We start from the raw sequence: 25,290 nt of genomic DNA on the forward strand, positions 1-25,290 counted from the left end.
CGATGGCCCTGTGGGTCGGCGGGATCGCGCGGGTGCGCCCCGCCCGGCTCGGCGTGCCCGCGGCCGGGGTCGCGATCGTGACCACGCTGCTCGCGGTGCACGACTGGACCTGGGCCCCGGCACCGCGCTGGATACCCGCGATGGTGCTCGTGGTGCTGCTGGCCACCCCCTCGGCGAGGGTGCTGCGGGCGGATCAGGACCTGCTGCGCGCCCGCGGCGCCACCGGCGGGCAGGTGGTCGGACTGGCCGCCGCCGAGGCCGCGGCGGCCGGGCTCGCCGGCGGCGTGGCCGGGGTGACCCTGTCCCTGGCCTGTGGTTACTCGACCGGCACGGGTTTGGCGATCGTCCGGGAAATCGTTCTCTTGCTGCTCGCCGGACTGCTCGTCGCGGCACTCGCCATCCTGCCCCCGGTGCTGCGCGAGTGGTACTTCGTCCCGGCCGACGGCGGGCCGCCCTGGTGGTCGCCCTACGGCCTCGACTTCATCCTGCTCGCGCTCGCCTTCGTCTGGCCGCTGTTCGGCTGGGCGGGCGGCACGATGCTGCTGTGGCGGCTGGTGGAGCTGGGGCTGCGGAAGGGAAAGCGGGTGATCGGCGGCATACTCCGGCCGCTCGTCTCCGGGCTCGCGGGCGTGATCGCGCTGTCCATTTCGTGGCGGAGCGCGCTACTGGCGCGGTCGGTGGTGCTGGTCGCGCTGGCGGTGGCGTTCGCCATTTCGACCGCCCTCACCAAGGACGGCTGCGGCGAGGCCGAGGTGGACATGGTCGCCTCCCTGATCCTCGCGGCCGCCGCGGCCGGGCCGTCGTTCGGGGCGGCGCTCAACGAACGTCGCCGCGATCTGCTGATCGTGAGCACGCTCGGCGGGAAACGGCGGCAGGTGGCGGCGTTCATCGCGGGCGACGCGCTGGTGGTCGGCGGCGGCGGCCTGATCGCCGGGCATCTGCTCGGCGTGCTGTTCGTCTTGGTCTCGCAGGTGGAAAAGGTGCCTTCGCCGCACGGCTACATCGGGCTGCTGGCGGTGGTGGTGATCGTGTCGTGCGTGGCGGCGTCGGCCCGGATCGCGCAGCTCGCCGCCCGCGACGAGGTCTCCGACCTGCGCGACTACTGACTTTCGAAGGGCTGTTCGAGGCGGTAGCCGTGGCCGCGCAGGGTCGAGATCCTGGGCGCCTGCTCGGGGGTGGGCGCCGATTCGGTCAGCTTCCGGCGCAGCGCCGCGATGTGGACGTCGAGCGTCTTCGTGGAGCCGTACCAGTGCGCGTCCCACACCTCGGACATCAGCGTGTCCCGGCTGACCGCGACGCCCGGCTGCTCGGCCAGCCGGGCGAGCAGGTCGAACTCCTTGGCCCGCAACGCGATCTCCCGGCCGCCGACGCTGACCCGGCGGCCGGCGGTGTCCACCCGCAGATAGCCGATGGCGATCGCGGGCCTGCTCTCCGGCGGGGCCGTCCCGCGCCGCAGATGCGCCCGCACCCTGGCGAGCAGTTCGCCGAGCCGGATGGGTTTGGTGAGGTAGTCGTCGGCGCCGGCCTCCAGGCCCACGACGACGTCCATCTCCTCCTGCCGCGCGGTGAGGATGACCAGGACGGCGCCGGGCAGCTCCGCCCGCAGCCGTCGGCAGACCTCGACCCCGTCCAGATCCGGCAGCCCGAGGTCGAGCAGGACGAAGTCGATGTCGCCGTCCGCCGCGGCCGCGAGCGCGGTGCGGCCGTCGCGCTGCCAGGAAACCTCGTAGCCGTGCAGACGGAGGGTCGATTCGAGGACGCCGCCGATCGCGTCGTCGTCTTCCACCACCAGCAGTTTCGGCATGCGGGGCAGCTTAACCGTTGAACACTGTTCTTTTCGGCTGAGACGTTAGGAACACCACGCCTGACGTAACGGGGCGCTAACGTTTCCTTCGGTATGTCCATAAAGGACAGATCGCGGCCGCCGCGAGGCACAGCCAGGCGAACACGTCACCGACACGGCCGTACACGGTCTGTGTTCTCGGCTGCACCGGCAGATCGGCGACGAGCGTCTGCTGATCGGTGCGGTAGTAGCCGGCGTGCCCGAGCACCCGGCCCTGACCGTCCACAGCTGTGGAATTCCCGTGGGTGGAGTGCCGGAAGAGCGAGTATCCGTTCTCCACCGCGCGGAAGACGGCCTTTTCCGCGTGCAGCGAGCCGAATCCCGGCCAGTCGTTGGCGGGGACGAGCATCAGCGAGGTCCCCTTGTCCGCGGCCTGGCGCATCAGGCCGGGGAAATCCGCGTCGTAGCAGATGACCGACGCGATCCGGCCGTACGGCGAATCCGTCGTGGGGACGACGCCAGGGCCGGGCGTCATCGGCTCCATCGGCGTCGGATGCGTCTTGTCGTAGGTCCACAGCACCTCGCCGGTCGGCCCGACGAGCACGACCACGTTGCGGATATGGGGAGCGTGCGACGTGTAGAGCGCGTACGCGAGTCCGACATGGATCCCCGCCTGCTTCGCCTCGGCGCCGACGCGGGCGAGCAGCGCCGCTTGGTCGCGTTCCAGCACGCTGGCGTGCGTTTCCGGCCAGAGCACGATCTTCGCCCCCGCCGACGCCTGCTGCCGGGTCCTCGTCACGAGATCGTCGGTGACCGGTGCGAACGCCGCACCGACCGCGACCGGGTCGGCGGTGACGACTTCTTCGGCGCGCCAGTACTTCACGCCGATCCGCTCCAGCGCGTCGGAACTCGACCGGTCCGCCTCGGCCGACGGGCTGATCCCCGCGACCCGCACCGTCTTCGTCGTGGGAGCGTCGAACAGCAACCGCGCGCCACCGGCGGCGAACACCACACCGAGCAGGCAAAGGTGCACGACGACCGCGCGCCTGACCGGCCGCCACCCTTCCGCCCAAACGGTGTTCGCCACCGAGGCGAACCACGCCAGGACGAACGTGAGGCCGTACACGCCGGTCACGGAGGCCGTTTGGAGCAGCGGCAGGTTCGTGGACTGGGTGCTGCCGAGCGCGCCGAAGTCGCCGAACCCGGTGATCACCGTGAAGAGGTATTCACCGGCGACGAGCGTCACCGGGAACACCAGTGTCCTCAACGGGCCGGCGCGGTCGGCGAACAGGCGATCGGCCAGGAAGGCCGTCGTCTGCAGCACCGCGAGCAAGGTGAAGGCGAGCAGAGCGGACAGCACGAACAGCAGGCTCGTGACACCGAGCCAGAACAGCTGCCCGATCAGCAGCGACAGGCCCACGAACAGGATCGCGCGGCGCGTGGGTACCAGCCGGGCGTAGCGGAGCAGGAAGACCGGGAACACCCAGGCCGCGAGCGGCACGTTCCAGTCGGTGTGGACGGCGAGCAGCAGCAACGCTGTGCCCAGCCACCAGAGCAGCCGTGGTTTCATGCCGCGAACGGTAGGGAACCACGGCCACCCGGACAGCGGACCTTGGGCAGCGGGCGACCCTTACTTTCGTCAGGAAACGTGGTCGCGGTAGGCCTGGATGGTTTCCGCGAGCACCTCGCCGCCGGGGCGGCGCCAGAGATCGGCGTCGAACACCTCGACCTCGATCGGGCCGGTGTACCCGGCGGCCTCGACACAGGCCTTCAGGCGCCGGTGATCGATCGGGCCGTCGCCGGGCAGCGCGCGGCCGAGCAGGGTGTCGGTCAGGGGCACTTTCTGGTCGCAGACGTGGAATCCGGCGACGCGGCCCGCCGCCGCGGCGATCGACTCCTCGATCCTCGGGTCCCACCACACGTGGAACTCGTCGACGATCACGCCGACCTGATCGGCCGGATGGTCCCGCGCGATCGCCAGCGCCTGGTCCACAGTGGACAGGACCGAACGTTCGGCGCACTGCATGGGGTGCAACGGTTCCAGACCGAGGCGGACCCCGCGCTCACCGGCATAGGGCGCCAGCTCGCCGACCGCGTCCGCGACGCGCTGCCGCGACGAGGCGAGGTCGCCGTTCACCCCGCCGACGACCAGGACGAGGACGTCCGCGCCGAGCGCGGCGGCTTCGTCGATCGCCTCCCTTGTCTGCGCGACACCGTCCACAGGGGACCCTTCCGGGGTGATCCCGGTAAAGAAACCGCCACGGCACAACGACGACACGCCGACGTCGTACTCCTTGAGCAGCCGCGCGGTCTCCTCGACGCCGGTCTCGGCGACCTTGTCCCGCCACAGCCCGATCCAGCGGACGCCCGCCTCGGCGCAGCCCGCGACGGCCTCCGGTAGCGACCACGCCTTGGTGGTGATCTGGTTGAGGCTCAACCGGTCCATCAGGCCACCCCCGCCGCGGCCAGCAGCGGCCGCATCCGCGCGACGGCGAGATCCGGGTCGGCGAGCGCGCCCGCGGCGTCGGCCAGGCGCAGCAGTTCGGCCAGATGCGTGATGGACCGGGCCGATTCGCGGCCGGCGACCATGCGGAAGTGGTCCTGATGCCCGTTGAGATAGGCGAGGAAGACGACGCCGGTCTTGTAGTTCCTGGTCGGCGCCCGGAAAATGGCCCGGCTCAGCGCGACCGTCGGGTCGAGCAGGCCGTGGAAACCGGCCTTGTCGCCCTCGTCGAGCCGGGCGAGCGCGGCACCGGCGACCTGCGCGACGGCGTCGAAAATGCCCAGAAGGGCTTCGCTGTGGCCCTGGTCGTCCCCGGCGATGAGTTCCGGGTAGTTGAAGTCGTCGCCGGTGTAGCACTTGACGCCTTCGGGCAGCGCGCGGCGGAATTCGGTCTCGATCGACGCGTCGAGCACGGAGACCTTGACCCCGGCGATCACGCCGGCGTGCTCGGCGCAGAGCCTGCCCAGTTCCTCGGCCGCCTTACGGACGTCGCCGTGGCCCCAGTAGCCCGCCAGCGCCGGGTCGAACTGCTCGCCCAGCCAGTGCAGCAGGACCGGACGGTCCGCGCCCGAGAGCAGTTTTCCGTACGCGGCATGGTAATCAGCGGGCCCGGAGGCCGACGCGGCGAGCGCGCGGCTGGCCATCACGACCGGGATCGCGCCCGCCTCGCCGACCAGGTCCAGCTGTTCGCGCCAAGCATCCACAATGGACTCGGCGGTGGCCGCGCCGGCGGGGAGCTGATCGGTGCCGACACCCGCCACCCACGGCCGTCCGGCGGCGAGCGCGCCGGTGCGGCGGATCAGGTCCTTGGTGGTGGCCCAGTCCAGGCCCATCCCGCGCTGCGCGGTGTCCATGGCTTCGGCGACGCCGAGACCGCAGGACCACAGGTGCTCACGGAAGGCGAGGGTGGCGTCCCAGTCCAGCACCGCGCCCTCCTCGGGGTCGGCGGCGGCGAGCGGGTCGGCGACGACGTGCGCGGCCGCGTAGGCGATCCGGGAGGTCGGCGGCGAGGCCGGTTTCGCGGGCGTCGCCGCCCCTCGCGGCGTCCACTCCACCAGGCCGCCGCCGGCGGTGGGAAGGGCGATCAAGGTCATCGGGTCTCCGTGGCGCGGGTGTGAGAAAGCGCTTTCTCGGACCACGTTAAGTCAACCCGCGGGCCGCACACAAGGGGTTCAGCGAGCGGGAGCGGCGGTGCTGCGGCGCAGGACGACCTCGCCGGACATCTTCACCACGCGCGGCCGGGTGCCGGGCGAGGCCTTGAGCGCCAGGTCCATGGCCCGTTCGCCCAGCTTCTCCAGCGGCAGCGCGACCGTGGTCAGGGCGGGCGTGAGATCGCGCACTACCGGGATGTCGTCGAAACCGGCGATCGACATCTCGCCGGGCACGGAGACACCGGCGTCGCGGAGCGCGGACATCGCGCCGATCGCCATCACGTCCGTCACCGCGAACACACACGTCGGCCACTGCTTCCGCGGCCGCGCGAGGACTTTCTCCATCGCCTCGTAACCACCGTCGCGGGTGAACGCCGCCTCGACGACGTCGTCCTCGGCGAGCTCGACACCGTGCTCCAGCAGTTCCGCGGCGAACCCGTCGAGGCGGTCGACGACGGTGGTCAGGCTCTTCGGCCCGGCGAGCACGGCGAAACGCCGGTGTCCCAAGTCCAGCAAGGCCTTCGCCAGTTCGGCGCCGCCACCCCGGTTGTCGGGCTGGACGGTGTCCACTTTGAGCCCGCGATGCCTGCTGACCGCGGCGACATGCCCGCCGCCTCGCCGGTACGGTTCGAGTTCGGCGGCCATCGCCTTTTCCCACGCCTTGTCCTCGAACGCGGAACCGATCAGAAGAATGGCCGAGGCGCGCTGGGCACGCAGCGTCGAAACGTAGGCGACCTCCTTGGCCGGATCGCGGAACGTGCTCGCGAGCATCACCAGAAGATCGTTTTCACTCGCCGCGCGCATGATCCCGCCGGCGATCGCGGCGAAATACGGGTCGCCGACGTCGTGGCAGATCACCCCGACGGTCGGCTGTGAGCCACCGGCCAATGCCTGAGCGTGAGCATTGGGGGTATACGAGAGCTCGGCCGCCGCGGCGATCACTCGTTCGCGGAGATCTCCCCGGACGGTGGCGGTGCCGTTGAGAACGCGGGACGCGGTCGCGAGCGACACGTCCGCGGTGCGCGCCACATCTTCCAGCGTCACGTGGGGGCGGGCCTTCATCGATCCTCCAAGCTGGCGTTTGGGGCATAGTGGCGGACATGCTCGGCCTTTATCCGGAAATCGAACCTTACGTCCAAGGGATGTTGCCCGTCGGTGACGGCAACGAGATCTATTGGGAGGAATGCGGCGATCCCGAGGGCAAGCCGGTGATTTTCCTGCACGGCGGCCCCGGGGGCGGGTCGAGTCCGAGACATCGCAGACTGTTCGATCCGGACCGGTACCGGATCGTCCTTTTCGATCAGCGCGGCTGCGGGCGCAGCACGCCGAACTGCGCCACCCCGGAGGCGGATCTTTCCGTCAACACGACGTGGCACCTGGTCGCCGACATCGAGCGCTTGCGCGAGCATCTGGACATCGAACACTGGATGGTCTTCGGCGGCTCGTGGGGGAGTGTGCTCGGGCTGACCTACGCGGAAACGCATCCGGAACGGGTCACGGAACTCGTCCTCCGCGGCGTGGCCACCCTGCGGGTGAAGGAACTGCAATGGCTCTACGGCGGGGGAGCGGCCTTCCTCTTCCCCGAGGCGTGGTCGCGGTTCCTGGCCCCGGTGCCGTTTCCGCGCCGCCAGGAGAACCTGATCGAGGTCTATCACGAACTGCTGAGCCATCCGGATCCCAGCGTGCACGGCCCCGCCGCGATCGCGTGGAGCCGCTGGGAGGGGGAGACGGTCAAACTGCGACCGCGGGCCGAAGTGATCGACGCGTTCACCGATCCCGCCTTCGCCCTCGCGATCGCGAGGATCGAGAACCACTACTTCCGGCACGGCGGCTGGCTGGCCGAAGATCAGCTGCTCCGCGACGCCGGGAAGATCCGCGACATCCCGTGTGTTCTCGTCCAGGGACGCTACGACGTGGTCACCCCGGCCATCACCGCGTGGGAGCTCAGCCAGGTGCTGCCTTCCGCCGAACTGGTAATGGTCGGCGACTCGGGTCACGCGTTCGACGAACCCGGCACCCTGCACGAGTTGATCAGCGCGACCGACCGGTTCGCGTCAGACTGGGAGGGCGCCGGTACACGCCAGGACGAGAGGAACACAGACATGCTTTTCGGTGACGAGCACGTCCGTCGCTACGAAGAGACCGACGGCGAGGTGGGCCACGACTGGGAGAAGGGCGCCCCTTGCCTCATCCTCACCACCAAGGGCCGCAAGACCGGCGAGGACCGCAAGTTCGCGCTGATCTACCAGTTCGACGACGACGGCAACCCGGTGATCGTGGCCTCGAAGGGCGGCGCGCCGGAGGACCCGGGCTGGTACAAGAACCTGCAGGCCAACCCCGAGGTCAAGGCCCAGGTCAAGGCGGACAAGTTCACCGCGCGCGCCCGGACCCTCGAAGGCGAGGAGCGCGCGAAGCTGTGGGAGAAGCTCGCCGCCGTGTGGCCGGACTACAACGAGTACGCGAAGAAGACCGACCGCGAGATCCCCGTGGTGGTGCTCGAACGCGTGTGATCCGCGCCGCGTTCGCGCGTGGTCGTAGCCGAACCGGAGCGGGTTCGGCTACGAATTACGTCCATGGTGCTGAGACCCCGTGAACGCTGGACCGCGCTGAGCCCCGCTTCGGGGGACTTGCTCACGTTCCGCCAGATGATCGCCTTCGGCCGGCGCTTCGCCCGCGCCGGCCGGGGCGCCTGGTTCGCCTTCGCGATCAACGTCGTGTGGCCGTTCCTGGTGCTGTTCACCCGGTTCCGGGTGCGCGGCGGGGAGCACCTGCCCGCGTCCGGCGGCTTCCTGGTCGCGTCGAACCACCTGTCGTTCGCCGACCCGACGACGGTGACGGCGTACTGCCTCGCCCATGGGCGCGTGCCGCGTTACCTGGCGAAGGCGAGCCTGTGGGACGCGCCCGTCATCGGTTCGGTGATGCGCTCCGGCAGGCACATCCCGGTCTACCGCGGGGCGGCCACGGCGTCGGACGCGTACCGCGACGCCGTCAGCGCCGTCCGTAAGGGTGAATGCGTCGTGATCTTCCCGGAAGCCACCTTCACGGATCACTCGGACGGGTGGCCCATGCGCGGCAAGACGGGGATCGCGCGGATCGCGCTGGAGACCGGTGTCCCGGTGATCCCGCTGGCGAACTGGGGCACGCACCATCTGCTGCCGTCGGACGCCGTGCTCCCGCGTGCCTTCCCGCGCAAGACGGTGAACCTGGTCGCCGGTCCGCCGGTGGACCTCTCGGACCTCATGACGCCGTCGCCGTCTCGCGAGGTGCTGGAGGAGGCCACGAAGCGGATCATGACCGCGGTGACCGAGCTGCTGATCGAGATCCGCGGTTCCCGTCCCGAGTAGGCAGTCTCACCCTTCGGACCGTCCCGGTGAGGGGTAGGTTTCGGGGTATGAGTGCACACTATGACGTCGTTGTCCTGGGGGCCGGAGTCGGCGGTTACGTGGCGGCGATCCGGGCGTCGCAGCTGGGGCTGAGCGCGGCGGTCGTGGAGGAGAAATACTGGGGCGGTGTCTGCCTCAACGTCGGCTGCATCCCGTCGAAGGCACTGCTGCGCAACGCCGAACTCGCGCATATCGTGACCAAAGAGGCGAAGTCGTTCGGGATCCAGGTCGAGGGGAAGGTCAGCTTCGACTATCAGGCCGCCTTCGACCGCAGCCGCAAGGTCGCGGACGGGCGCGTCAAGGGCGTGCACTTCCTGATGAAGAAGAACAAGATCACCGAATACGACGGGCACGGCACCTTCCTCGACGCCAACACCATCGAGGTCAACGGCGAGCGGATCACCTTCGACCACTGCGTGATCGCCACCGGCGCGACCGCGCGCCTGCTGCCGGGCACCACGCGCAGCGACCGCGTGGTCACCTACGAACAGCAGATCATGGAAAACGAGCTGCCGGAGAGCATCGTCATCGCCGGCGCGGGCGCGATCGGCGTCGAATTCGCCTACGTGCTGCACAACTACGGCGTGAAGGTGACCATCGTCGAATACCTCGACCGGATGGTCCCGCTCGAGGACGCCGAGGTCTCCGCGGAGCTCGCGCGCCGCTACCGGAAGCTCGGCATCGAGGTGCTGACCTCGACCAAGGTCGAGTCCATCGACGACACCGGCTCCGGTGTGCGCGTGACCGTGTCGAAGAACGGCGAGTCGCGGGTCCTCGAAGCGGACAAGGTGTTGCAGGCCATCGGTTTCCAGCCGCGGGTCGAAGGCTACGGCCTCGACAAGACCGGTGTCGAGCTGACCGACCGCGGCGCCATCGCCGTCGACGCGCGGGGCCGCACCAACGTCCCGCACATCTTCGCGATCGGCGACGTCACCGCGAAACTGATGCTCGCCCACGCGTCCGAATCCATGGGCGTCGTCGCCGCCGAAACCATCGCGGGCGCCGAGACCATGGAACTGGACTTCGTCATGATCCCGCGCGCGACCTACTGCCAGCCGCAGATCGCCAGCTTCGGCTGGACCGAAGAACAGGCCCGCGAAAAGGGCTTCGACGTCCAGGTGGCGAAGTTCCCCTTCACCGCCAACGGAAAGGCGCACGGCCTCGGCGAGGCCGTCGGCTTCGTGAAGATCCTCAGCGACGCGACGCATGGCGAACTGCTGGGTGCGCACCTGATCGGCCCCGAGGTGACCGAACTGCTTCCGGAACTGACTTTGGCGCAGCAGTGGGACCTCACGGTGCACGAAATCTCGCGGAACGTGCACGCTCACCCGACTTTGGGCGAGGCGGTGAAGGAAGCCGTGCACGGTCTCGCGGGCCACATGATCAACATGTAAGCGTGAACCTGCCCTGACCTGCGGGTTTGCGGGTCAGGGCAGGTGTCAGGCCGTGGCCAGGCCGTCACACGGCTTGATCGCCAAGCGTGTCGTCGAAGAAGTTGTCGACGGCCTTCCGGGTCCGGGCGTGGCTACTCGGCAGGAGATGCGTGTACACCCGGAGCGTGAAGCCGGGGTCGGTGTGGCCGAGGTACTGAGACAGCGCCTTGATCGACTCGCCAGCGTCGAGCAGGACCGAGGCATAGAGGTGCCGCAGCGCGTGCACACCGTCTGCCCTGGTCGGCTTCTCCACCCCGGCGTCCTTGAGCGCGGGCAGCCAGAAGTTCACCCGGAACCACTCCGCTCGGAAGACCCGCCCGTACCCGTTGACCATCAGCAGACGGACCGTGGTCGGTTCGCCACCCGGATGCGACCAGGGGAGCGTGACTTCGGTCGCCGGGAACTCCTCCGCGTACTCGTCGAGGAGGCCGAGCAGCTTCCGCCCGATCGGTACTTCACGCGACTTGCCGCCCTTGGGCGGAGCGAACACCGGTTTCCCGGCTACCACCCGCACCTGTCGGGTGATCAGCGCGACGTCTCGGCTCCGGTCGATGTCATCGAGCGAGAACCCGAACAGCTCACCCTTCCGCAGCCCCAGACCGGCCGGGACGTCGACAGCGGGCTTGTACCGCCTCGGAAGGTTGTCCCGCACCGCCCGAGCCCGTTCGCGTGACCAGGGCACGACTTGATTGCGACTGGCCCTCGGGCGCGAGATCACCTTGGACAGCGCCGGATTCTCCGAGATCTTCTTGTCCGCCATCGCGAAGTTCAGGATCGACACCAGGTGTCCGAAGTAGAGCGCCCGCGACGTCTCCGAGGCTTCGTCGTCCTGGAGCTTCCGTAACCACGTCTGGATGTGACTCGGCCGGATCGACCCGACCGCCTTCTTACCGAAGTACGGAAGCAGGTGGACCTTGACGCGCGTCGCGAAGCGTTCCCGGCTGGTGTAGTCGACCGTCTGCGAGTCCAGCCAGCTCTGAGCGACGACCTCAAAGAGCACCAGGCCCGCGCGAGGGTCGATGTACTTGCCCTCGCGCTTGTCCGACTCCATCTCGATGAGGAAGTCTTCGGCGCGCTTCTTTTGCTTGTCCGGAAAGGACTTCGACCGCTCACTACCGTCTGGGTCGAGGTAGCGAACCTTGTACCGCATCCCGACGCCGTGCAGTTCGGTCTTTTCCAGAACCGGCCGTCCACGGGCGTTGAGCCGCAGGTTCCCCTTGGCGTCCTTCGCGGGTTTGTACCAGCGATCTTGGATGTGTCCCATCAGGCGGCCTCCTCAGCAACCCAGGCCCGGACTTTGGTCGGGTCATAGCGGAGGTGACGGCCGATCTTGCGTACCGGCGGTCCCTCACCGAGCCATTTCCATTGGTAGAGCGTCTTTACTGGCACGCGGAGGTAGTCCGCGACGTCTTCGACTGACCACAGTGGATCGATGCTGTCCATGCCTTCCCCCTTAAGCCGCGAGCGGAGTTGCCGAAAGATCCGGCGGGCTCTGTGCGGCTAGTAGTGCTTTGTCGTACTCGGCTTTCCAGGTGATGCGTTCGGAGATGGCGTGCATGACCAGGTGGTCCCGAGGCGGTACGGAGGGGTCGCCGGAGTCGACCTTGCGCCAGATCAGCCGAGCCGGGTCGGGTGCTGGTTTCTCGATCCCGACTGCCGCCAGCGCTTCCAGGACGAATGCCTTCCGATCGGCCTTGTGGTCCACGAGGGTCTTCCCGGACCACTTGCGCGACACCAGCACCCGACGCCCCGGCAGGCCGAGCGTGGTCCGCCGATGAGCCCTTCCCTTGCAGTGCCCTGGTGTCGTCTTTCCGTTGGCTCCCTTGGGATTGATCCCGTACAGCAGCCACACCGCGCAGCGAGGAGAGCAGGGCGTCACCGACAGCTCCGCGTGCAACCGGTCATGGTGATCGCGCTGCCTCGCGGTGTCGGCTTCGACGACCTCGCCGGTTGACTTGGTGAGGTACTTGGTCAGGTAGCCGATGTGCCGCCCGGCCTCCTCCGAGCCGCCAAGGATGCCCTTGGAGTGGACTTGCCGTCCGAAGGTGACCACGTGCGCCGGGTGCTCCACGGTCTCTATCGCGTCGTCCCAGTCGGTCAGCGGTTCGCGGGTGTCGGGGTCGACGAACATCCGGCGGTCGCCGTCCCACAGCGGCATTCGTTCGACGTAGACGATCTGGTTGTGCTCAGGCCACCAGACCTGGTGATAGGTGGCTTTGGTGACTTGGCGGATGACGTCGTGTGGCACCGAGCCTCGGATGGCCGCGTGGAGGTGGGGTGCGGCGCGTCGTTGGGGTTCGACGGTGGCGAAGTATTGCGCGTCCCATCCCACGACCCGCCGGAGGTTCTGCCACCACCGGTCCACGAGCGCGGAGAAGTGGACCGCGTCCCGAGCTGCCCGCCGATAGTCATAGGTCGACGGATCGACCGGGGCACCATCCGGTCGGACCGGGCCGTAGGTGTCACAGGTGAGCGTGACGAACATCGACGGCCGGAACCGTCCCGCATACTCCCGGCCGACCGTCGTCTTGGCGACCTTGCGCCGAGGGAGGTTCGGCGCGTCCTGCCGCCGCTTGGTCGAGCGCTTCACCGCCTTCTTTGTCGGCAGGTCGATGTAGGGGAGACGGCCGCGCATCCCGAGTTGCCGAAGCTCGTCGTCGACTCCCTGGATCTCTTCCCGCAGTTCGTCGGCTTCCGCCTGGTCCGTCTCTTGCCGGTAGGCGGCGACGAGGTCAGCCCGGAACGCCAGTAGCTCCGTCTGAACCTCACTCGGTGGCTCTGCGGTGAAGTCAGGTTCTTCGGCCATGTGCCAGCCCTCACGGCACTGAACCTGCCTGAGCGCCTTGGCTTTGCGAGCACACGGCAAGCACACCGATTCGACCGTCGAGCCACAGGGGACCGGGACGTACCGGAGTTCGCCGGTGTCGGTGTCCCCAACCTCCATCGTGAACGGCCGTACGCAGACCCCGTGCTTCTCTGCCGTCGCTTTCACCACGTCGGAGGCGAGGGGTTCGCGCATCCGGGCGGCCCGGGTTTTGGCCGGCGTGGTCACCGCGGATTCCTGGGTGCTCATCAGGCAGCCACCTCCCCAGGCGTGTCCCACTGCCGCAGCACGAACACCGGCATCTCCTGCCGCATCCCCGCAGGCAGATCAGGGAACGTGGCTTCGTCGAACCAGACGCCGCCGTAAACGACGACCGGGATGCCGCAGGGAGTCCGGCCGCTCAGCTCCAGGTGCACAGACCCGCCATGCTCCGGACGCCACAGGGACGCCTTCACGTCTTCCAAGGAGTTGGCCCACGTGAGCAAGCCGCGAGCCACGTCCTCAAGTCGCTGGGAGTCGAGTTGCACCGTGATCGGATCAGCAGTCACTCCAACTCGCACCGACGCGGCCGGAGGCAGCGCGAACGAGTCGAGGTGATCGCGGATCGCGTCGAGGAAGACCATGAGCCGGTTCACGCCGCCACCCCCTCAGGACCGCGACGGGTGACCAGGTCGACGACATGAGCACCGCCGTTGGTCACGTAGGTCTCCAGCGCCTTGACTGTCTCGTCCGGCACCCAGCCAGCACGGACCCGCAGCGGTTCGCGGATGCCCTCACCCCAGACGTAGCCGACACCCGCCGCCGACTCGTCAATCCGATTCGCCCACGCCCCGCGCTCATAGGCCCCGTCACCGAGGACCATCCCGACGTGCGTCTTCGACGTGACGCGCAGACACACCCGCCGGGGGAACAGCTCCCGCACGGGAACGGTGTCCTTGGTGGGTTCCTGCACATACCCGCGCACCGTGTAGCCGAGTGCCCGGCCTTGGGTGGTCAGGATGGCGACGCGTTCGACGATGGCTTCGCGGGTCTTGCGGTCGGTGTACTTGGTCAGCGCGCCGATCTCGTCGAACTCCAGCACCTCCAACGGGTTCTCCGTGGAAATCGGAACCTCACGGGTGATCCCGGCGAACTCGCGCTTACGGGACTCAAGCCCGTCGAGCAGGTCGTCCAGGACCTCGATCGCTTCCTTACCCGCAACCCCGTAACGGGCGAAGATCCCGCGCCCGTACGCGAGTTCCATCCCCTTCGGGTCGATCCCCGAGACACGCACCGTCCCAGCCCGGATCGCCGAGGCCGCCGACACCAGCGGAGACCACATCACGGAGTTCTTCCCGGCTCCGGTGGCACCGGCGACGAGCATGTGAGCGCCCGGACCGGTCAGCGGCAGCCGCCAGTCCTTCCCGTACTCAGTGCGCCCGGCGAACACCCGCCGCAGATCCACGCCGTCGACGGCCGCCAGCTCCGTACAGTCCACAGGAGCTTCAAGAAGGTCGCGGCGCTGGAAGTCGAGCGAGACGACGTTGGGTTCCAGCTCCCGCACCTGGCACCGCGTGACCTTGCGAGCCACGGCCAAGGCGCGGGCGGCGTCGTCGAAGTCCTCCGGCTTCTGACCCGGCACGAGCCGGACACGGACCTCATCCCACGACGGCCCCGACTTCACGCCCAGCACCTTCGGCACCTGCACCGCAGCACCACCCGAAGTACGGGAGACCGCCTTCCGGCGACGGCCGACGAGGTTGACGGTCACTTCCACAGGCACGGTGCCGTCGGAGATGGAGAGACCGCAGGCGTGCAACCAGCCCGGCAGTTTCCGGGCGTAGGTGAACCACCGCAGCCACCACGCCCGCAGGAACCGGCCACAGCACCGATCGAACGACACCACGTCGAGCAGCCGCCACACCACCAGCACCACCGCGACCGAACCCACGGTGACGGCCAGCGAGAGCCAGCCAAGCCACTGCCACCAGACAACCACCGCGATCACACCGAGACTGGTCCGCCAGTGCGCGAAGACCTGCTTTCCCAGCCACACCACCAACTTCACCGCCGACCACAAGGCGATGAAGACCACCGCAGCGGCGGCGAGGACTTCCGCGATCGTGGCGAGCGCGCGGCCGAGCTTGTGCAGCAGCCACACCACCACACCCAGCACTCCACTGCCGACGAGAAGAAGGCCGATCCCGTTGATGTTCATCGGTGGCCACCGCCGGTCAGATCCAGCGGAAGCATTCCCCGGCAGGGAGCGCATTCCGTCTCGCCGGGCAGGAGCTTGGCGAACCGCTTACAGACTGTGCAGCGCGTTCGGGTGACCCCGTCTAGCGGTCGCTTGTTGCCATCGTTTAGCGTTGTCATTGTTCACTTCCAGAGGTTGTGGACAGCGCAGGACCGGCGAGGTTTCCTAGGCCAGGTACCGGTTCTGCGCCTTACGAGACACGGGAAGCGCGTGGAGACGTGTTTGTACGCCGCACGTCCCCACGCACGTTTCCCGACAGCTATTCAGATTTCAGCTAGCTTCCGACTTGTTCTTCTGGATCTGCGCGGCCACCTCCTCCGCCTTGCGTTCCTCGTATCCCACCCAGTAACGGAGTTCGTGGTGGTGTGCGCGGTCTACGTCGGACACTGTGCGGTACATGCGCGCGTTGGCCTGGTGGAATTTCAACCAGGTCGTCAGATTCGATCCCGGTTTCGGGCGACGAGCGGATGCGACGAGGTGCGCGTCCTTGAGCGTCTGTGGCTCATTCCGGCCGGGCGTCGTCATCGTGCACCGTCGTGTGTCTGCTGAGGAAGACGGCCAGTTCGTCCGCGCTGTCGCGGATTTGGCGAAGGAGCCGGATGAACTCCGGCCACTCGGCCGGGTCGGACGGCGGCAGGATCGCCAGGCTGTCCGGATCCAGGTAGATCAGCAGGGCCGGGTTCGCCGAACCATTGCCCTGCATCCCCGCGACCGCTTGCCGTCCCGGCTTCCACATCGCGTTGAACGCCACGGACCTGACTCTCCTCGCTGTAAGCGCGCATCTCCCACGACCGCGCGTTCTCCTCGAACCCCTCAGCCGCCGCCGACACCGCAGCCAGCACCCACCACGGCAACTGGCCTTGAGTCGCCAGCTCTCGCCATGCCGACGCCACCGCCCAGGAAGCGACGGCCATGTCATGCGCAGCCAGGGCATCCCCGCCGTGTGCGGTCCGCTGCGTCATCGCGCTGTAGTGGCGGTAAGCGGCTTCCCAGGTTTGGACCAGGTGCGGGGATGCCGCCCCCGGCGCCCCGCCCACCATCACGCCGCCTTGGGCGTTGACTCGGCAGCGGCGGAGGCCCGGCCCGACTTCGACCCGCCACCAGCGGCCGCAGCCTTGAAGCCGGTCGCGCGGAACACGTAGGACTGGTACTTGAACTCGCCTTGACCAGCCACCTTCGGCTCAGCCGTCAGCCCCTCCAGCTCGATCGGCCGCATACCCGGCAGCACCTCGGACGTCGTCGGCACCGGCTGCACATCGGCCAGCAACGTGATCTCGAATGACGCCCGCTTCGCTTTGACCTCGTCCGGGTCGGTCACGGTGACCTTCCACTGACGCTTGCCCGTCACTTCGTCGACCCGCTGACGCGCCGGGCGACCCGCAGCACGGTCTTCTCGCGACTGGTACTCGTTGTCCGGCGAGACCTCGCCGACCATCACGAGGCCCTGCGCGAACGCTTCGTCGAAGTCGATGGTGAAGCGGTGTCCTTTGTAGATAGCCATGTCGTTAGTTCCCTTGTTCGTCTGTGTCTGTCGGCACTTCGTCGCCGTCTTTGCCCCTTGCGGCAGCCGCGTTCAATGCGGCCTGTACCTCTGCGAGTTCTCTCCCCAGCACCGCTATCGCGTCGGAATCGACGAGCAGGACCACGGGGAACGCCTTGCCGAAACGGATCTCCGCCCGGTTGGCGTAGGTGAGCGCGCGGACGCGGATCGGCAGGTCTGCCGTGACGTGGATCTGGACCGTGTCGCGCATCGGGCGCTCAGATCGCGAACCGGCTGGCTGTCCACGTTCCCGAGCCGTGCGCGGACGCTGCCCGACCGGCGGTTGGAGTCGTCATGCCTGCCTCCCTCTTGGTGTCGAGGTGCTGGGGCGAGTCCCCGGCAACCTGGCACCTAATCTCCGCCAAAACGCGGGACGTGATCACCATCTGGCGGGACATCTAGGGACGTCCCTGGTACGGTCGAAGACGTCCCTAAAAGTCCCTAGGAGGGCGGATGCCGAACGAACGCCTGCGGGACGCCCTGCTGCGCAACGGCCTCACGCTGGAACAAGTCGCCGACGCCACCGGGGTCGATCAGAAGACCGTGGAACGGTGGATCACCAAGGGGCGGACGCCGTACCCGAAGCACCGGCACAAGATCGCCGCGATGGCGCGCGAATCCGAGACCTACCTCTGGCCGGACTCTGTCGCCCCCGAGCGCAAGGCCGAGACGGCCGCCGCCGAGGTCGTGCGCGTGTTCCCGCACCGCAACGCCATCCCCGTCGAACTGTGGGACCGGCTGATCAAGGAAGCGACGGACACCGTCGAAGTCCTGGTACACGCCGCGCTGTTCCTGGTGGAGCGCCCGCGGTTCATCAAGGACCTGACTGCAAAAGCGCAGGCCGGGGCGAAGATTCGGCTGATTTTCGGAGACCCCGAAGGGGAGAGCGTCGCTCTGCGCGGCGATGAGGAGCAGCTAGGCGACGGGACGCTTGCGGCGCGCATCCGCAACGCGCTCGCGTTCTACCGGCCGCTGATCGGGGTAGACGGGGTGGAGATGCGCTTCCACAACACCACGCTCTACAACTCCATCTTCCGCTTCGACGACGAAATGATCATCAACACGCACGTCTACGGCTTCCAGGGAGCCCACGCCCCATCCCTGCACCTCCGCCGGCTATCCGCCGGGGACCTCTTCGAGACCTACTCGGAGAGCTTCGAAGCCGTCTGGAACCTCGCCAAGCCCGCCACCTTCTAGGAGGCCACACATGGCACGCGTCGACTACTACAACGACCCGAACGCCCCCAAAGCCAACAGCATCGCGGTCGCGGTGTCCGCGTTCATCCAGGACGACGACGGCCGCATCCTCATGATCCGGCGCACCGACAACGACCTGTACGCGATTCCCGGCGGACAGCTCGAACTCGGCGAGACCTTGGCGCAGGCCGCCGTGCGGGAGGTACGCGAGGAAACCGGCATCGAGTGCGAGGTTACTGGGGTGATCGGCCTGTACTCGAACCCGAACCACGTCATCGCCTACGACGATGGCGAGGTGCGCCAAGAGTTCTCAATCTGCTTTCGTGCGAGTGCGCTTAGTGGAACCCTTGCGACCAGCAGTGAGAGCAGGGAAGTGATCTGGGTAAAAGCCGATGCTCTGTGCAGTCTTAATATTCACCCTGCAATACGACTCCGAATCTCTCATGCTACAAGTAACAGGGACAATGTATACTACACATAGTGATTTTTCGGAGAAGTCCTAGCTATGGAATTTCAAGAACATCGTTGCTCTCTTCGATAAATGCAATCTCTAATTTTAAGCCTAATGTTGCGATCCTTTGCTCGCAGCGCACAAGGCTGACCTGAGAAAACGTGAACAAGTCGCCGGGTGATCGACCTTTGCCAGCGAACGCAATCACGACTACCTTGGGCTCAAAGTCGTCAGAAAGTGTATGCTGACCGCCGCTGACAACCGAAACCTTCTCTCGAAATTTTTCTAAAGCGTCTGGCTGTCTGACCAGGGCCTCTGCTGAGTTGCTGGCCTGGTTGAAGAGGTGGCTTGCTGCAATCGAATCGTCGAGTCGCTTCACGTGTACAAGGCGGCCGTCTGGTGTCAAGATGTCGCAAGCCTCGAATCCATGAGGGTGCTGCTCTGTGTAAATTAGCTGCCTGTCGAGTGAGACGTGGCCTTTTATTATTCCGACCACGTGGTCATTGTAGTGACGCTCATTCGCCCACCCTAGGTACTCGGATGAATCGGACTTGCGAATCTTCTTCTGCTTCGGCCATTCAGGAAGGTTTAGATTACTCTTATTCGAGAAGATCCGGTCGAGGCGCGAGTTTAGCATCGTTAGGTATGCGCCTCCAATGTTGTACCAGCGGCCTCGGTGAAACACGTAGGACTCGCCGTTCAGCTTCGTCTGATACAGGATCCATTTGTCGCCGGATATTTCCCGGGTTAGCGCTGTTCCCTCTTCGCTTTGCCCTTGAATCCTCATGGTTCGTAGGCGAGACAAGCGCGCGTTTGGTTCCAGGTGCGCCAAGGGTGCAGTCAGGCAATGTAGATCGAGTTCTTCATAGAGCGGAGGCTTTGTGGAACCGGATCCAAATACTTTGTACTGTGTTATTTCGCCAGGTTCGCTATCGAACTCTGCAGGCCAGCATAGTGACATACTAGCAGTGTCTTCTTTGAGGTCTGCCGAAAGTGCGGCCTCCAACATGGGAATCTTGCCATTTCCGGGCTTAAGTGGTTGTGTATCTTCGAGATGGGCAAGCTCGGGCTTTGCCTCTTCGGTCTCGATTACGCTGTCGATTTGTTTAAGGTCTGATAGCAGTCCTCCGGGAAGCTTTGCCAGCGGAATGCCGAGCGAGTCGGCGCCTCGGACGGTGATCTTGCGGGCTGCTTGCCGTACGGCTTTGGAGCGAGGTTTTCCGCCTGTTGGCCGAACATCGCAAGTCAAGCCATCTGTCTCAATCTTTCCGACGAATCGGCTTACGATTTCACCGATCTCTTCCAGGCCGAAGGAGGGGAGAGATGCGCCGCCGAACACGGTAGTTCGTGCTGTGCGAGGCACGGTATCCAAAGCGTGTGATGTTAGAGCGGAAACCGATTCAGGGTGCGCGCGGCGCAAAGCGAATTTAAGGCCAAAGCCGTCGTCGATGCAAGTTGGGTTAATTACAAGATGCCCCATGCTCCAAGATAGCCCGTAGCAATAATCGTGGGTCGATTCAATTCTCACCAGAAGTAGTCCGGCGGAAGTTTGATTGGTTAGCTGAAAGGGAATCGATGAAACGCTCGCAGCATGCCTTATCCATGTGGGGCTGTCATTTAAAATTGTACCGTAGACCAACAGTGCGTCACTCTTGTCAACTGTCGTCCGAATTGCTGTAAAGCCTTTTTCTTTCAGATACTTGTCTTGTACGGCAGTCTCAAGCTGATCATTCGCTGGCAGGCGAAGTCTGTAAAGGGATGTTTTCGCTGATTTCGACGGCTGCCTAGGCACTGCCCACCTCATTCATACGTTCTGTTCTGCCGAACTTGGCTCTATGGGATCAAGGCGCGCCGCCGTCGGCGGCGCGCTGGTCACCTTGCGTCCGCGTCTCGCCTGCGGGCGCACCTTGCCCGACACGGCGGGCTGCCGCTCCGCTCCGCCCACCGGCCGGGCGGTGCGCCCGCTGCCGCCGTGGACAGGTGTTGCCGCCGCCAGCGGCGCGCAGGTACGCCAATGAGCACGTCGGCCTCCTCGCTGAGACATTCGTGCCACCGATGTCGCAGACGGACCAACGGCTGTTACGCGGAGCCATCGCCCCGATGCCGGATCGTCACAACGGCCGTCACGCCGCGTCAAGGCGGGAAAGCGTGCCTTGACCCGACGCGACGGCCGCGTGGATGGCTTCGTATCGGGGAGATGGGGGAGGAGTGGCCAGGCCGTCTCCAGGCCGTCAGACGTCGGGTAGGGGTGAGAACACGCGAGAAGTGCCCAGCCCTATCCGCGCAGGTCAGCGACCACCTAAGCGATCTTGCCCACGTCAGCGAAACCCCGGAACCAAAAGATCAACATGTAGAGCCTCGTGAGTGGTAAGGACGGTTCTAGCCGTCCTTGCCACTCACGACCCGGCTCTGGACGCACTGGCGGTTTCGCGTGATCCGGCGGACGACGCGCGTGATCAGATGGACGACGCGCGTGACTGCATGGACGACACGCGCGCGATGGGGGTTCCGGCGTGGGCCGGACGTCTGGACACGCGAGTCGTCCGCCCAATCACGTGTGTCGTCCCTCCAATCACGCGAGTTCGCCATTCGCGCACGACAGCGGATATCGGGGCACGGTGGCTCTAGCGCCCCAAGACGCTCACGACATAGGTCGGGCGTTGCGAAAGCCACTTTCTCAACCTTCAACGTTGCGAGAGTGGCTTTCGCAACGCACGCGGCCGGCGGGGCCAGGCCGGTCGGGTGGGTCGTGAGTGGCAAAGAGGGTTAGAACCCGCATCGCCACTCACGACCAACCCGGCCCAACGCCCACCGCAGCCCACCCCTCACCGCAGCCCAACCCCCACCGCAGCCCACCCAGCCGCAAGTAGTCGACTAATTGCGGGAGGCCGACCTACAGCGTGTGCGTGGCGATCAGTTGGCCGATCGCCCGGATGTCCGAACCCCGGAACTCCAGCCGCACGTTCCCCAGTCCGCTGAACCACAGGTCCAGTTCCGCGTCGAGGTCGAAGGTGCCCGCGGTTTCGATCGAGAAGGCCTGGATCCTGTTGTAGGGCAGCGAGGTGAAGTCCTTCTTCTTGCCGGTCATGCCCTGGACGTTCACCGCGATCAGCCGCTTGTTCGTGAACACCACGAAGTCGCGCACCGCCTTGAACGACGAGATGATCTCCTCGCCGGGGATGATGATCGGCTGCACCGTCGGCGCGATGTCCTTCGGCTTGCACGGCGTGAGCTTGAAGACGGTGTCCTTGGAGAAGTCAATCATGTACTCCAACATACGGACGAACGCGACATCGGGACCCGTCCCCGGCGGGATCTCGCATAATGCCGGGGACCAGGAGGAGGGACGATGAAGCGGCTGACGACGACGCACGAGAGCCTGGCGCTCGGCGTGCCCCGGTCGGCGCCCGGCGCGGTGTTCGCGCTCACGCTCGCGGGCGGCGTCTCCGTCGATCCCGGCGAGGGTGGCGAGATCTCTTTCGGGCGTAATCGGCCGCAGGTCGACGTCTGTGTGGGGGAGAACGACCTGCAGGTCAGCCGCAAGCACGGGCTGCTGAACTTCACCGACGGCCAGTGGTGGGTCAGCAACACCGGCCAGTTGCCCATCCGGTTGCCGAATTCCCGCTGGCTTTCCCGTGGCGAGGAGCCGATTCCCCTGTCGGACGGGTACACGCCGCTGTTCGTCCGCGGTTCGGGCAGGCGGGAGCACCTGCTCGAGTTGTACGTCGCGGGTCCCGAAGGCGGGCATCCGGTCACCCGGCACGACGACGTCACCGTGCCGCCCCGGCGCTGGCGCCTCAGTGCGGAAGAACGCCTGGTCCTGGTCGTTTTCGGGCAGCGCTATCTGCTGCACGACCTCAATCCGCAGCCGTTGTCCCGCCAGCAGACCGCCGAGGTGCTCGCCGAACTCAGGCCCGGCGAGACGTGGACCGCCCGCCGGGTCGAGCACGTCGTCATCGACGTCCGGGCGCGGTTGTCCGCCGGCGGGGTTTTCGGGCTGCGGCGGGAAGAGGTCGGCGAGCCGGTCGGCAACGCGTTGAACGACAACCTGTTGCGAGAGCTCGTGTTGTCCACGACACTCGTCCCGCCGGACCTGGCCCTGCTCGAAGCGCTCGACTGAGTCCATAAAGGACGGTCAGCGTACTCCCTCCATGGCCGTTTTCGCGACGTCGCTGCCCTCGTCCGCCTGGGTGGCCACCTTGACCAGTGCCGCCGTCGCCTGATCCCGGCTTTCTTCGGCCTTCACGCGTCCCGCCGAGGCCGCGTTCACGCCGAAGAAGGCACCCACCACGGTGCCGATCACCGTTCCCGCCGCGGTGATCACCGCCGTGACGTCCGACGTGTTCGGATACCGCCACACCGCAGCGACCGCGATCACCGCGAGCGCGCTGAGGCCCGCCAGCACCGTCATGAAGCCGTAGTTCTTGCTCATGGCCCGCTCCCTTCAGGCTCTTTGCGCCCATGCTTCGCCCGAACGGTGCCCGTCGTTACGGCAAAAGGCCGGACCGTTATCCGCCGATGCCGAAACGTATGTCGTGCGCGGAGCCCGGCACTACGAATTCCAGCAGCCGCGCGCCCTCTTCGGCGATCGAATCCTGATCTCGCAAGGGTTCCCGCGATTCGATCGTCAGCGTCGCCCCGTTGATCGCCCAAATGGCCAGGAATTCACCGTCGACGAGCAGGGTGCCCCGGCGGCCGCCGTTCCCCGGTGGCAGCGGCACGCGGCGGCCGTCGGGGATCACCCGCACGCGGTCGGCGTGGGAGAGCAGGACGTTGTCGTACTCGGGGAGGAACCGGGGCGGCGCCGGGGTCTCGGGGTCGGGGCGTGGCGCGCCGGGAAGGTCGAACAGTTCCTTTCCCTCGCCGTCGGTGAAGGTGCGCAGTTGTGGCCGCAGCCGCTCGAAGACCTCCTTCAACCGGGTGAGCCCCGACCAGACCTGCGCGTCGCGGACGGTCGCCGGGCCGAACGCCCCCAGATAGCGCAGCACCAGGTCGTCGAGGGAGATCCCGGCCGTGATCGGTCGGCCGATCCAGTCTTCGAGCAGGGCGAACGCGGCCGGTCCGGTCTGGCCCCACAGTCCGCGCGGGGTCACGTGCGCGAGGGGGAGCAGGCTGTTGACCGCGTAGCCGAGCGTCGGCGGGTCCGCGTCGGGCCAGCGGGGCGCGAGCACGGCCCGGATCTCGGCTCGCGTGCATGGCCGTTCGGAGAGCAGGGCTCGCCCCGCTTCGGCGATCGCGGCGAGGTCGAGCCCGGCGACCTCCCGCGAGTAGTGGCCGAGGAAACCGCGTTCGACCACCGGTTTCAGGGTGGGCCACAGCGCGAGGCCGTCGGCGGCCGTCACCAGGTGCACCGTGCCGCGCATCAAGGTCATCCGGACGACTTCGCGTGCGGCCAGCGGTTTCGCCAGCTCGTCCACCTGGAAGTCGCGAAGCCGTGACCACAGCCCGACATACGACGAGTCGGGGGCCTGCGCCTGGAGTCCGGCCAGCCGCTCGATCGTGGTGATGGCGGGCAGATCGGCGCGATCCAGCAGGAGCTGCCTGGCCAGAGTCGCGCGGTTGAGGGCCCGTGGGCTGAGCTGATCCATTCGTCAGACGCACTTTCGCAGGAAGGAACGGAGGTCTTCGGCGAACAGACCGGGGACCTCCATCGCCGGGAAGTGGCCGCCGGTGTCGTACTCGGACCAGTGTGCCACCGGACCGTCCTGCAGACTCCGGATCGTGGTGTCCCCGGCGAAGACGGCGATCCCGCGCGGCGGGCCGGCGGGCGCTTCGCCGCCGTCGTCCCGGCCGCCTTGCGACATTTGCCGGTACACCTCCATGCCTTCGTACACGGCGTGCGCGGACGAAGCACCCGCGCCGGTGAACCAGTACAGGCTGACCGCGGTCAGCAGATGGTCGCGGTCGACGGCGTCGTCCGGCAGTTCCTTGGCCGGATCGGTCCACTCGGCGAACTTCTCCACGATCCAGGCGAGCTGGCCGGTGGGGGAGTCGTTCAGCGAATAGGCCAGCGTCTGCGGCCGGGTCGCCTGCAGGTGCAGATAACCGAGGCCGTCGGACTGGAACCGGTTGAAGCGTTCGCCGCGCTCGCGGTCCTTCTCGTCGAGGCCGTCCAGGTCGAGGGCCGGGCCGAACGGCATACCCGCGCTGGTGCCGGTGAGATGAACACCGACCACGCGGTGTGGGGCGATCATCGAAAGGATCCCCGCTACCCCGGCGCCCGCGTCGGTGCCGTGGACGCCGAAGCGCTCGTAGCCGAGACGGTCCATCAGCGTGATCCACGCCTGGGCGACGCGGAACAGGTTGCCCCAGCCGGGGCCGTTCACCGGGTTCGAAAACCCGTAACCGGGCAGTGACGGGATGACCAGGTGGAACTCATCGCTCAGCTCCTCGACGACCCGCCGGAATTCGAACGGCGAGCTCGGCCACCCGTGCGTGAGCACCACTGGTAGCGCGTCCGGAGCGGTCGACCGGACGTGCAGGAAGTGGATGGTCTGGCCGTCGATCTCGGTGGTGAACTGCGGGAACTCGTTCAGTTCCGCCTCCTGGGCACGCCAATCGAAGCCATCGGCCCAGAACTCGGCCAGTCTCTTGAGGTAGGCGACCGGAACACCTCGGCTCCAGTCGCCGGTGACCTCGCGGGGCCAGCGGGTGCGGCCGAGGCGGTCCTTGAGGTCGTCGAGTTCGGCCTGGTCGATGGCGATGCGGAAGGGCTTGATCTCAGTCATGGGGCTAGATTAGGAACGATTGCGGAAAGATTCGTTCCGCAATCGCGGACAAGGTGGGATT

General features: G+C 66.9%; 27 protein-coding genes. 8 read left to right on the forward strand and 19 right to left on the reverse strand.

The window, feature by feature from the left end:
• The first annotated feature begins 2 nt into the window (after positions 1-2).
• Positions 3-1,106, forward strand: coding sequence for an FtsX-like permease family protein (locus ACFWIW_RS04785; protein ID WP_378367151.1), 1,104 nt, complete (start codon positions 3-5; stop codon positions 1,104-1,106).
• Here ACFWIW_RS04785 and ACFWIW_RS04790 read toward each other — a convergent pair.
• The 5 genes from ACFWIW_RS04790 to ACFWIW_RS04810 form a co-directional block, all read right to left on the reverse strand.
• The gene (locus ACFWIW_RS04790; protein ID WP_240594751.1) at positions 1,100-1,804 is read right to left on the reverse strand and encodes a response regulator transcription factor; all 705 of its coding nucleotides are present in this window, start codon (positions 1,802-1,804) and stop codon (positions 1,100-1,102) included. The genes ACFWIW_RS04785 and ACFWIW_RS04790 overlap by 7 nt on opposite strands.
• Before the next feature lie 76 nt (positions 1,805-1,880).
• Complete coding sequence (locus tag ACFWIW_RS04795; RefSeq protein WP_378367152.1) at positions 1,881-3,353, reverse strand: apolipoprotein N-acyltransferase; 1,473 nt, start codon at positions 3,351-3,353, stop codon at positions 1,881-1,883.
• A gap of 69 nt (positions 3,354-3,422) precedes the next feature.
• Positions 3,423-4,229, reverse strand: coding sequence for a sugar phosphate isomerase/epimerase family protein (locus ACFWIW_RS04800; RefSeq protein ID WP_378367153.1), 807 nt, complete (start codon positions 4,227-4,229; stop codon positions 3,423-3,425).
• Positions 4,229-5,380 (reverse strand): dihydrodipicolinate synthase family protein, encoded by a 1,152-nt coding sequence (locus tag ACFWIW_RS04805; RefSeq protein ID WP_378367154.1) that lies wholly within the window; start codon positions 5,378-5,380, stop codon positions 4,229-4,231. The genes ACFWIW_RS04800 and ACFWIW_RS04805 overlap by 1 nt, the downstream gene beginning before the upstream one ends.
• Before the next feature lie 78 nt (positions 5,381-5,458).
• A complete protein-coding gene (locus ACFWIW_RS04810) occupies positions 5,459-6,499 on the reverse strand; it encodes a LacI family DNA-binding transcriptional regulator (RefSeq protein WP_378367155.1) in 1,041 nt (346 codons plus the stop codon).
• Positions 6,500-6,537: 38 nt separating this feature from the next.
• On the opposite strand from ACFWIW_RS04810, the gene pip reads away from it, so the two are divergent.
• From pip to lpdA, 3 genes are all read left to right on the forward strand, one after another.
• Complete coding sequence (gene pip, locus ACFWIW_RS04815; protein ID WP_378367156.1) at positions 6,538-7,947, forward strand: prolyl aminopeptidase; 1,410 nt, start codon at positions 6,538-6,540, stop codon at positions 7,945-7,947.
• Positions 7,948-8,010: 63 nt separating this feature from the next.
• The gene (locus ACFWIW_RS04820) at positions 8,011-8,781 is read left to right on the forward strand and encodes a lysophospholipid acyltransferase family protein (protein WP_378367157.1); all 771 of its coding nucleotides are present in this window, start codon (positions 8,011-8,013) and stop codon (positions 8,779-8,781) included.
• Between the two features lie 47 nt (positions 8,782-8,828).
• Positions 8,829-10,214, forward strand: coding sequence for a dihydrolipoyl dehydrogenase (gene lpdA / locus ACFWIW_RS04825; RefSeq protein WP_378367158.1), 1,386 nt, complete (start codon positions 8,829-8,831; stop codon positions 10,212-10,214).
• A 64-nt stretch (positions 10,215-10,278) separates the two neighbouring features.
• On the opposite strand, the gene ACFWIW_RS04830 is transcribed toward lpdA, so the two are convergent.
• The 9 genes from ACFWIW_RS04830 to ACFWIW_RS04870 all read right to left on the reverse strand — a co-directional run bounded on the left by ACFWIW_RS04830 (position 10,279) and on the right by ACFWIW_RS04870 (position 17,064).
• A complete protein-coding gene (locus ACFWIW_RS04830; RefSeq protein WP_378367159.1) occupies positions 10,279-11,517 on the reverse strand; it encodes a tyrosine-type recombinase/integrase in 1,239 nt (412 codons plus the stop codon).
• Positions 11,517-11,696 carry a helix-turn-helix domain-containing protein gene (locus ACFWIW_RS04835; RefSeq protein ID WP_007033922.1) on the reverse strand — a complete coding sequence of 60 codons (180 nt, stop codon included), beginning with the start codon at positions 11,694-11,696 and terminating at the stop codon, positions 11,517-11,519. The genes ACFWIW_RS04830 and ACFWIW_RS04835 overlap by 1 nt, the downstream gene beginning before the upstream one ends.
• A 10-nt stretch (positions 11,697-11,706) precedes the next feature.
• A complete protein-coding gene (locus ACFWIW_RS04840) occupies positions 11,707-13,326 on the reverse strand; it encodes a replication initiator (RefSeq protein ID WP_378367160.1) in 1,620 nt (539 codons plus the stop codon).
• On the reverse strand, positions 13,326-13,712 hold the full coding sequence (locus ACFWIW_RS04845; protein ID WP_378367161.1) for a hypothetical protein: 387 nt from the start codon (positions 13,710-13,712) through the stop codon (positions 13,326-13,328). The genes ACFWIW_RS04840 and ACFWIW_RS04845 overlap by 1 nt, the downstream gene beginning before the upstream one ends.
• Complete coding sequence (locus tag ACFWIW_RS04850; protein ID WP_378367162.1) at positions 13,709-15,274, reverse strand: FtsK/SpoIIIE domain-containing protein; 1,566 nt, start codon at positions 15,272-15,274, stop codon at positions 13,709-13,711. The genes ACFWIW_RS04845 and ACFWIW_RS04850 overlap by 4 nt, the downstream gene beginning before the upstream one ends.
• A 309-nt stretch (positions 15,275-15,583) precedes the next feature.
• Entirely contained in the window at positions 15,584-15,838 is a 255-nt protein-coding gene (locus ACFWIW_RS04855; protein ID WP_378367163.1) for an AMED_5909 family protein, read from the reverse strand.
• Entirely contained in the window at positions 15,816-16,064 is a 249-nt protein-coding gene (locus ACFWIW_RS04860; protein WP_378367164.1) for a hypothetical protein, read from the reverse strand. Before ACFWIW_RS04860 ends, ACFWIW_RS04855 begins: the two co-directional genes overlap by 23 nt.
• A 288-nt stretch (positions 16,065-16,352) precedes the next feature.
• The gene (locus ACFWIW_RS04865) at positions 16,353-16,814 is read right to left on the reverse strand and encodes a hypothetical protein (protein WP_378367165.1); all 462 of its coding nucleotides are present in this window, start codon (positions 16,812-16,814) and stop codon (positions 16,353-16,355) included.
• Between the two features lie 4 nt (positions 16,815-16,818).
• Positions 16,819-17,064 (reverse strand): hypothetical protein, encoded by a 246-nt coding sequence (locus ACFWIW_RS04870; protein ID WP_364204190.1) that lies wholly within the window; start codon positions 17,062-17,064, stop codon positions 16,819-16,821.
• A 242-nt stretch (positions 17,065-17,306) separates the two neighbouring features.
• On the opposite strand from ACFWIW_RS04870, the gene ACFWIW_RS04875 reads away from it, so the two are divergent.
• A complete protein-coding gene (locus ACFWIW_RS04875) occupies positions 17,307-18,050 on the forward strand; it encodes a DUF5919 domain-containing protein (protein WP_378367166.1) in 744 nt (247 codons plus the stop codon).
• 10 nt (positions 18,051-18,060) lie between these two features.
• Positions 18,061-18,531: an NUDIX hydrolase gene (locus tag ACFWIW_RS04880; protein WP_378367167.1), complete on the forward strand. Its 471-nt coding sequence runs from the start codon at positions 18,061-18,063 to the stop codon at positions 18,529-18,531.
• A gap of 22 nt (positions 18,532-18,553) precedes the next feature.
• Here the strand turns inward: ACFWIW_RS04880 and ACFWIW_RS04885 are convergent, their stop codons facing one another.
• Complete coding sequence (locus ACFWIW_RS04885; protein ID WP_378367168.1) at positions 18,554-20,293, reverse strand: DUF6119 family protein; 1,740 nt, start codon at positions 20,291-20,293, stop codon at positions 18,554-18,556.
• 43 nt (positions 20,294-20,336) lie between these two features.
• On the opposite strand from ACFWIW_RS04885, the gene ACFWIW_RS04890 reads away from it, so the two are divergent.
• On the forward strand, positions 20,337-20,519 hold the full coding sequence (locus ACFWIW_RS04890; RefSeq protein WP_378367169.1) for a hypothetical protein: 183 nt from the start codon (positions 20,337-20,339) through the stop codon (positions 20,517-20,519).
• 875 nt (positions 20,520-21,394) lie between these two features.
• On the opposite strand, the gene ACFWIW_RS04895 is transcribed toward ACFWIW_RS04890, so the two are convergent.
• Positions 21,395-21,766, reverse strand: a complete 372-nt coding sequence (locus tag ACFWIW_RS04895) for a PH domain-containing protein (RefSeq protein ID WP_026467493.1) — start codon at positions 21,764-21,766, stop codon at positions 21,395-21,397.
• 84 nt (positions 21,767-21,850) lie between these two features.
• On the opposite strand from ACFWIW_RS04895, the gene ACFWIW_RS04900 reads away from it, so the two are divergent.
• A complete protein-coding gene (locus ACFWIW_RS04900) occupies positions 21,851-22,621 on the forward strand; it encodes an FHA domain-containing protein (protein WP_240594743.1) in 771 nt (256 codons plus the stop codon).
• Positions 22,622-22,636: 15 nt separating this feature from the next.
• Here ACFWIW_RS04900 and ACFWIW_RS04905 read toward each other — a convergent pair whose 3' ends face one another.
• The 3 genes from ACFWIW_RS04905 to ACFWIW_RS04915 form a co-directional block, all read right to left on the reverse strand.
• Positions 22,637-22,933 carry a hypothetical protein gene (locus ACFWIW_RS04905; RefSeq protein WP_240594742.1) on the reverse strand — a complete coding sequence of 99 codons (297 nt, stop codon included), beginning with the start codon at positions 22,931-22,933 and terminating at the stop codon, positions 22,637-22,639.
• A 76-nt stretch (positions 22,934-23,009) separates the two neighbouring features.
• Positions 23,010-24,089: a winged helix DNA-binding domain-containing protein gene (locus tag ACFWIW_RS04910; RefSeq protein ID WP_378367170.1), complete on the reverse strand. Its 1,080-nt coding sequence runs from the start codon at positions 24,087-24,089 to the stop codon at positions 23,010-23,012.
• Positions 24,090-24,092: 3 nt separating this feature from the next.
• Positions 24,093-25,229, reverse strand: a complete 1,137-nt coding sequence (locus ACFWIW_RS04915; protein ID WP_378367171.1) for an epoxide hydrolase family protein — start codon at positions 25,227-25,229, stop codon at positions 24,093-24,095.
• Positions 25,230-25,290: the final 61 nt, after the last annotated feature.

It is taken from the genome of Amycolatopsis sp. NPDC058340 (genome assembly GCF_042723975.1).
Taxonomy (GTDB): Bacteria; Actinomycetota; Actinomycetes; order Mycobacteriales; family Pseudonocardiaceae; genus Amycolatopsis.

Bases quoted from the DNA above. Each gene is read 5' to 3' on its own strand.
- ACFWIW_RS04830 (WP_378367159.1), bottom strand. From the start codon at position 11,517: ATGGGACACATCCAAGATCGCTGGTACAAACCCGCGAAGGACGCCAAG.
- ACFWIW_RS04915 (WP_378367171.1), bottom strand. From the start codon at position 25,229: ATGACTGAGATCAAGCCCTTCCGCATCGCCATCGACCAGGCCGAACTC.
- ACFWIW_RS04865 (WP_378367165.1), bottom strand. From the start codon at position 16,814: ATGGCTATCTACAAAGGACACCGCTTCACCATCGACTTCGACGAAGCG.
- ACFWIW_RS04875 (WP_378367166.1), top strand. From the start codon at position 17,307: ATGCCGAACGAACGCCTGCGGGACGCCCTGCTGCGCAACGGCCTCACG.
- ACFWIW_RS04810 (WP_378367155.1), bottom strand. From the start codon at position 6,499: ATGAAGGCCCGCCCCCACGTGACGCTGGAAGATGTGGCGCGCACCGCG.
- ACFWIW_RS04795 (WP_378367152.1), bottom strand. From the start codon at position 3,353: ATGAAACCACGGCTGCTCTGGTGGCTGGGCACAGCGTTGCTGCTGCTC.
- ACFWIW_RS04905 (WP_240594742.1), bottom strand. From the start codon at position 22,933: ATGAGCAAGAACTACGGCTTCATGACGGTGCTGGCGGGCCTCAGCGCG.
- ACFWIW_RS04895 (WP_026467493.1), bottom strand. From the start codon at position 21,766: ATGATTGACTTCTCCAAGGACACCGTCTTCAAGCTCACGCCGTGCAAG.
- ACFWIW_RS04820 (WP_378367157.1), top strand. From the start codon at position 8,011: ATGGTGCTGAGACCCCGTGAACGCTGGACCGCGCTGAGCCCCGCTTCG.
- ACFWIW_RS04785 (WP_378367151.1), top strand. From the start codon at position 3: ATGGCCCTGTGGGTCGGCGGGATCGCGCGGGTGCGCCCCGCCCGGCTC.
- ACFWIW_RS04880 (WP_378367167.1), top strand. From the start codon at position 18,061: ATGGCACGCGTCGACTACTACAACGACCCGAACGCCCCCAAAGCCAAC.
- ACFWIW_RS04805 (WP_378367154.1), bottom strand. From the start codon at position 5,380: ATGACCTTGATCGCCCTTCCCACCGCCGGCGGCGGCCTGGTGGAGTGG.
- pip (WP_378367156.1), top strand. From the start codon at position 6,538: ATGCTCGGCCTTTATCCGGAAATCGAACCTTACGTCCAAGGGATGTTG.
- ACFWIW_RS04855 (WP_378367163.1), bottom strand. From the start codon at position 15,838: ATGACGACGCCCGGCCGGAATGAGCCACAGACGCTCAAGGACGCGCAC.
- ACFWIW_RS04910 (WP_378367170.1), bottom strand. From the start codon at position 24,089: ATGGATCAGCTCAGCCCACGGGCCCTCAACCGCGCGACTCTGGCCAGG.
- ACFWIW_RS04835 (WP_007033922.1), bottom strand. From the start codon at position 11,696: ATGGACAGCATCGATCCACTGTGGTCAGTCGAAGACGTCGCGGACTAC.
- ACFWIW_RS04800 (WP_378367153.1), bottom strand. From the start codon at position 4,229: ATGGACCGGTTGAGCCTCAACCAGATCACCACCAAGGCGTGGTCGCTA.
- ACFWIW_RS04890 (WP_378367169.1), top strand. From the start codon at position 20,337: ATGGGATCAAGGCGCGCCGCCGTCGGCGGCGCGCTGGTCACCTTGCGT.
- ACFWIW_RS04850 (WP_378367162.1), bottom strand. From the start codon at position 15,274: ATGAACATCAACGGGATCGGCCTTCTTCTCGTCGGCAGTGGAGTGCTG.
- lpdA (WP_378367158.1), top strand. From the start codon at position 8,829: ATGAGTGCACACTATGACGTCGTTGTCCTGGGGGCCGGAGTCGGCGGT.
- ACFWIW_RS04870 (WP_364204190.1), bottom strand. From the start codon at position 17,064: ATGCGCGACACGGTCCAGATCCACGTCACGGCAGACCTGCCGATCCGC.
- ACFWIW_RS04900 (WP_240594743.1), top strand. From the start codon at position 21,851: ATGAAGCGGCTGACGACGACGCACGAGAGCCTGGCGCTCGGCGTGCCC.
- ACFWIW_RS04790 (WP_240594751.1), bottom strand. From the start codon at position 1,804: ATGCCGAAACTGCTGGTGGTGGAAGACGACGACGCGATCGGCGGCGTC.
- ACFWIW_RS04840 (WP_378367160.1), bottom strand. From the start codon at position 13,326: ATGAGCACCCAGGAATCCGCGGTGACCACGCCGGCCAAAACCCGGGCC.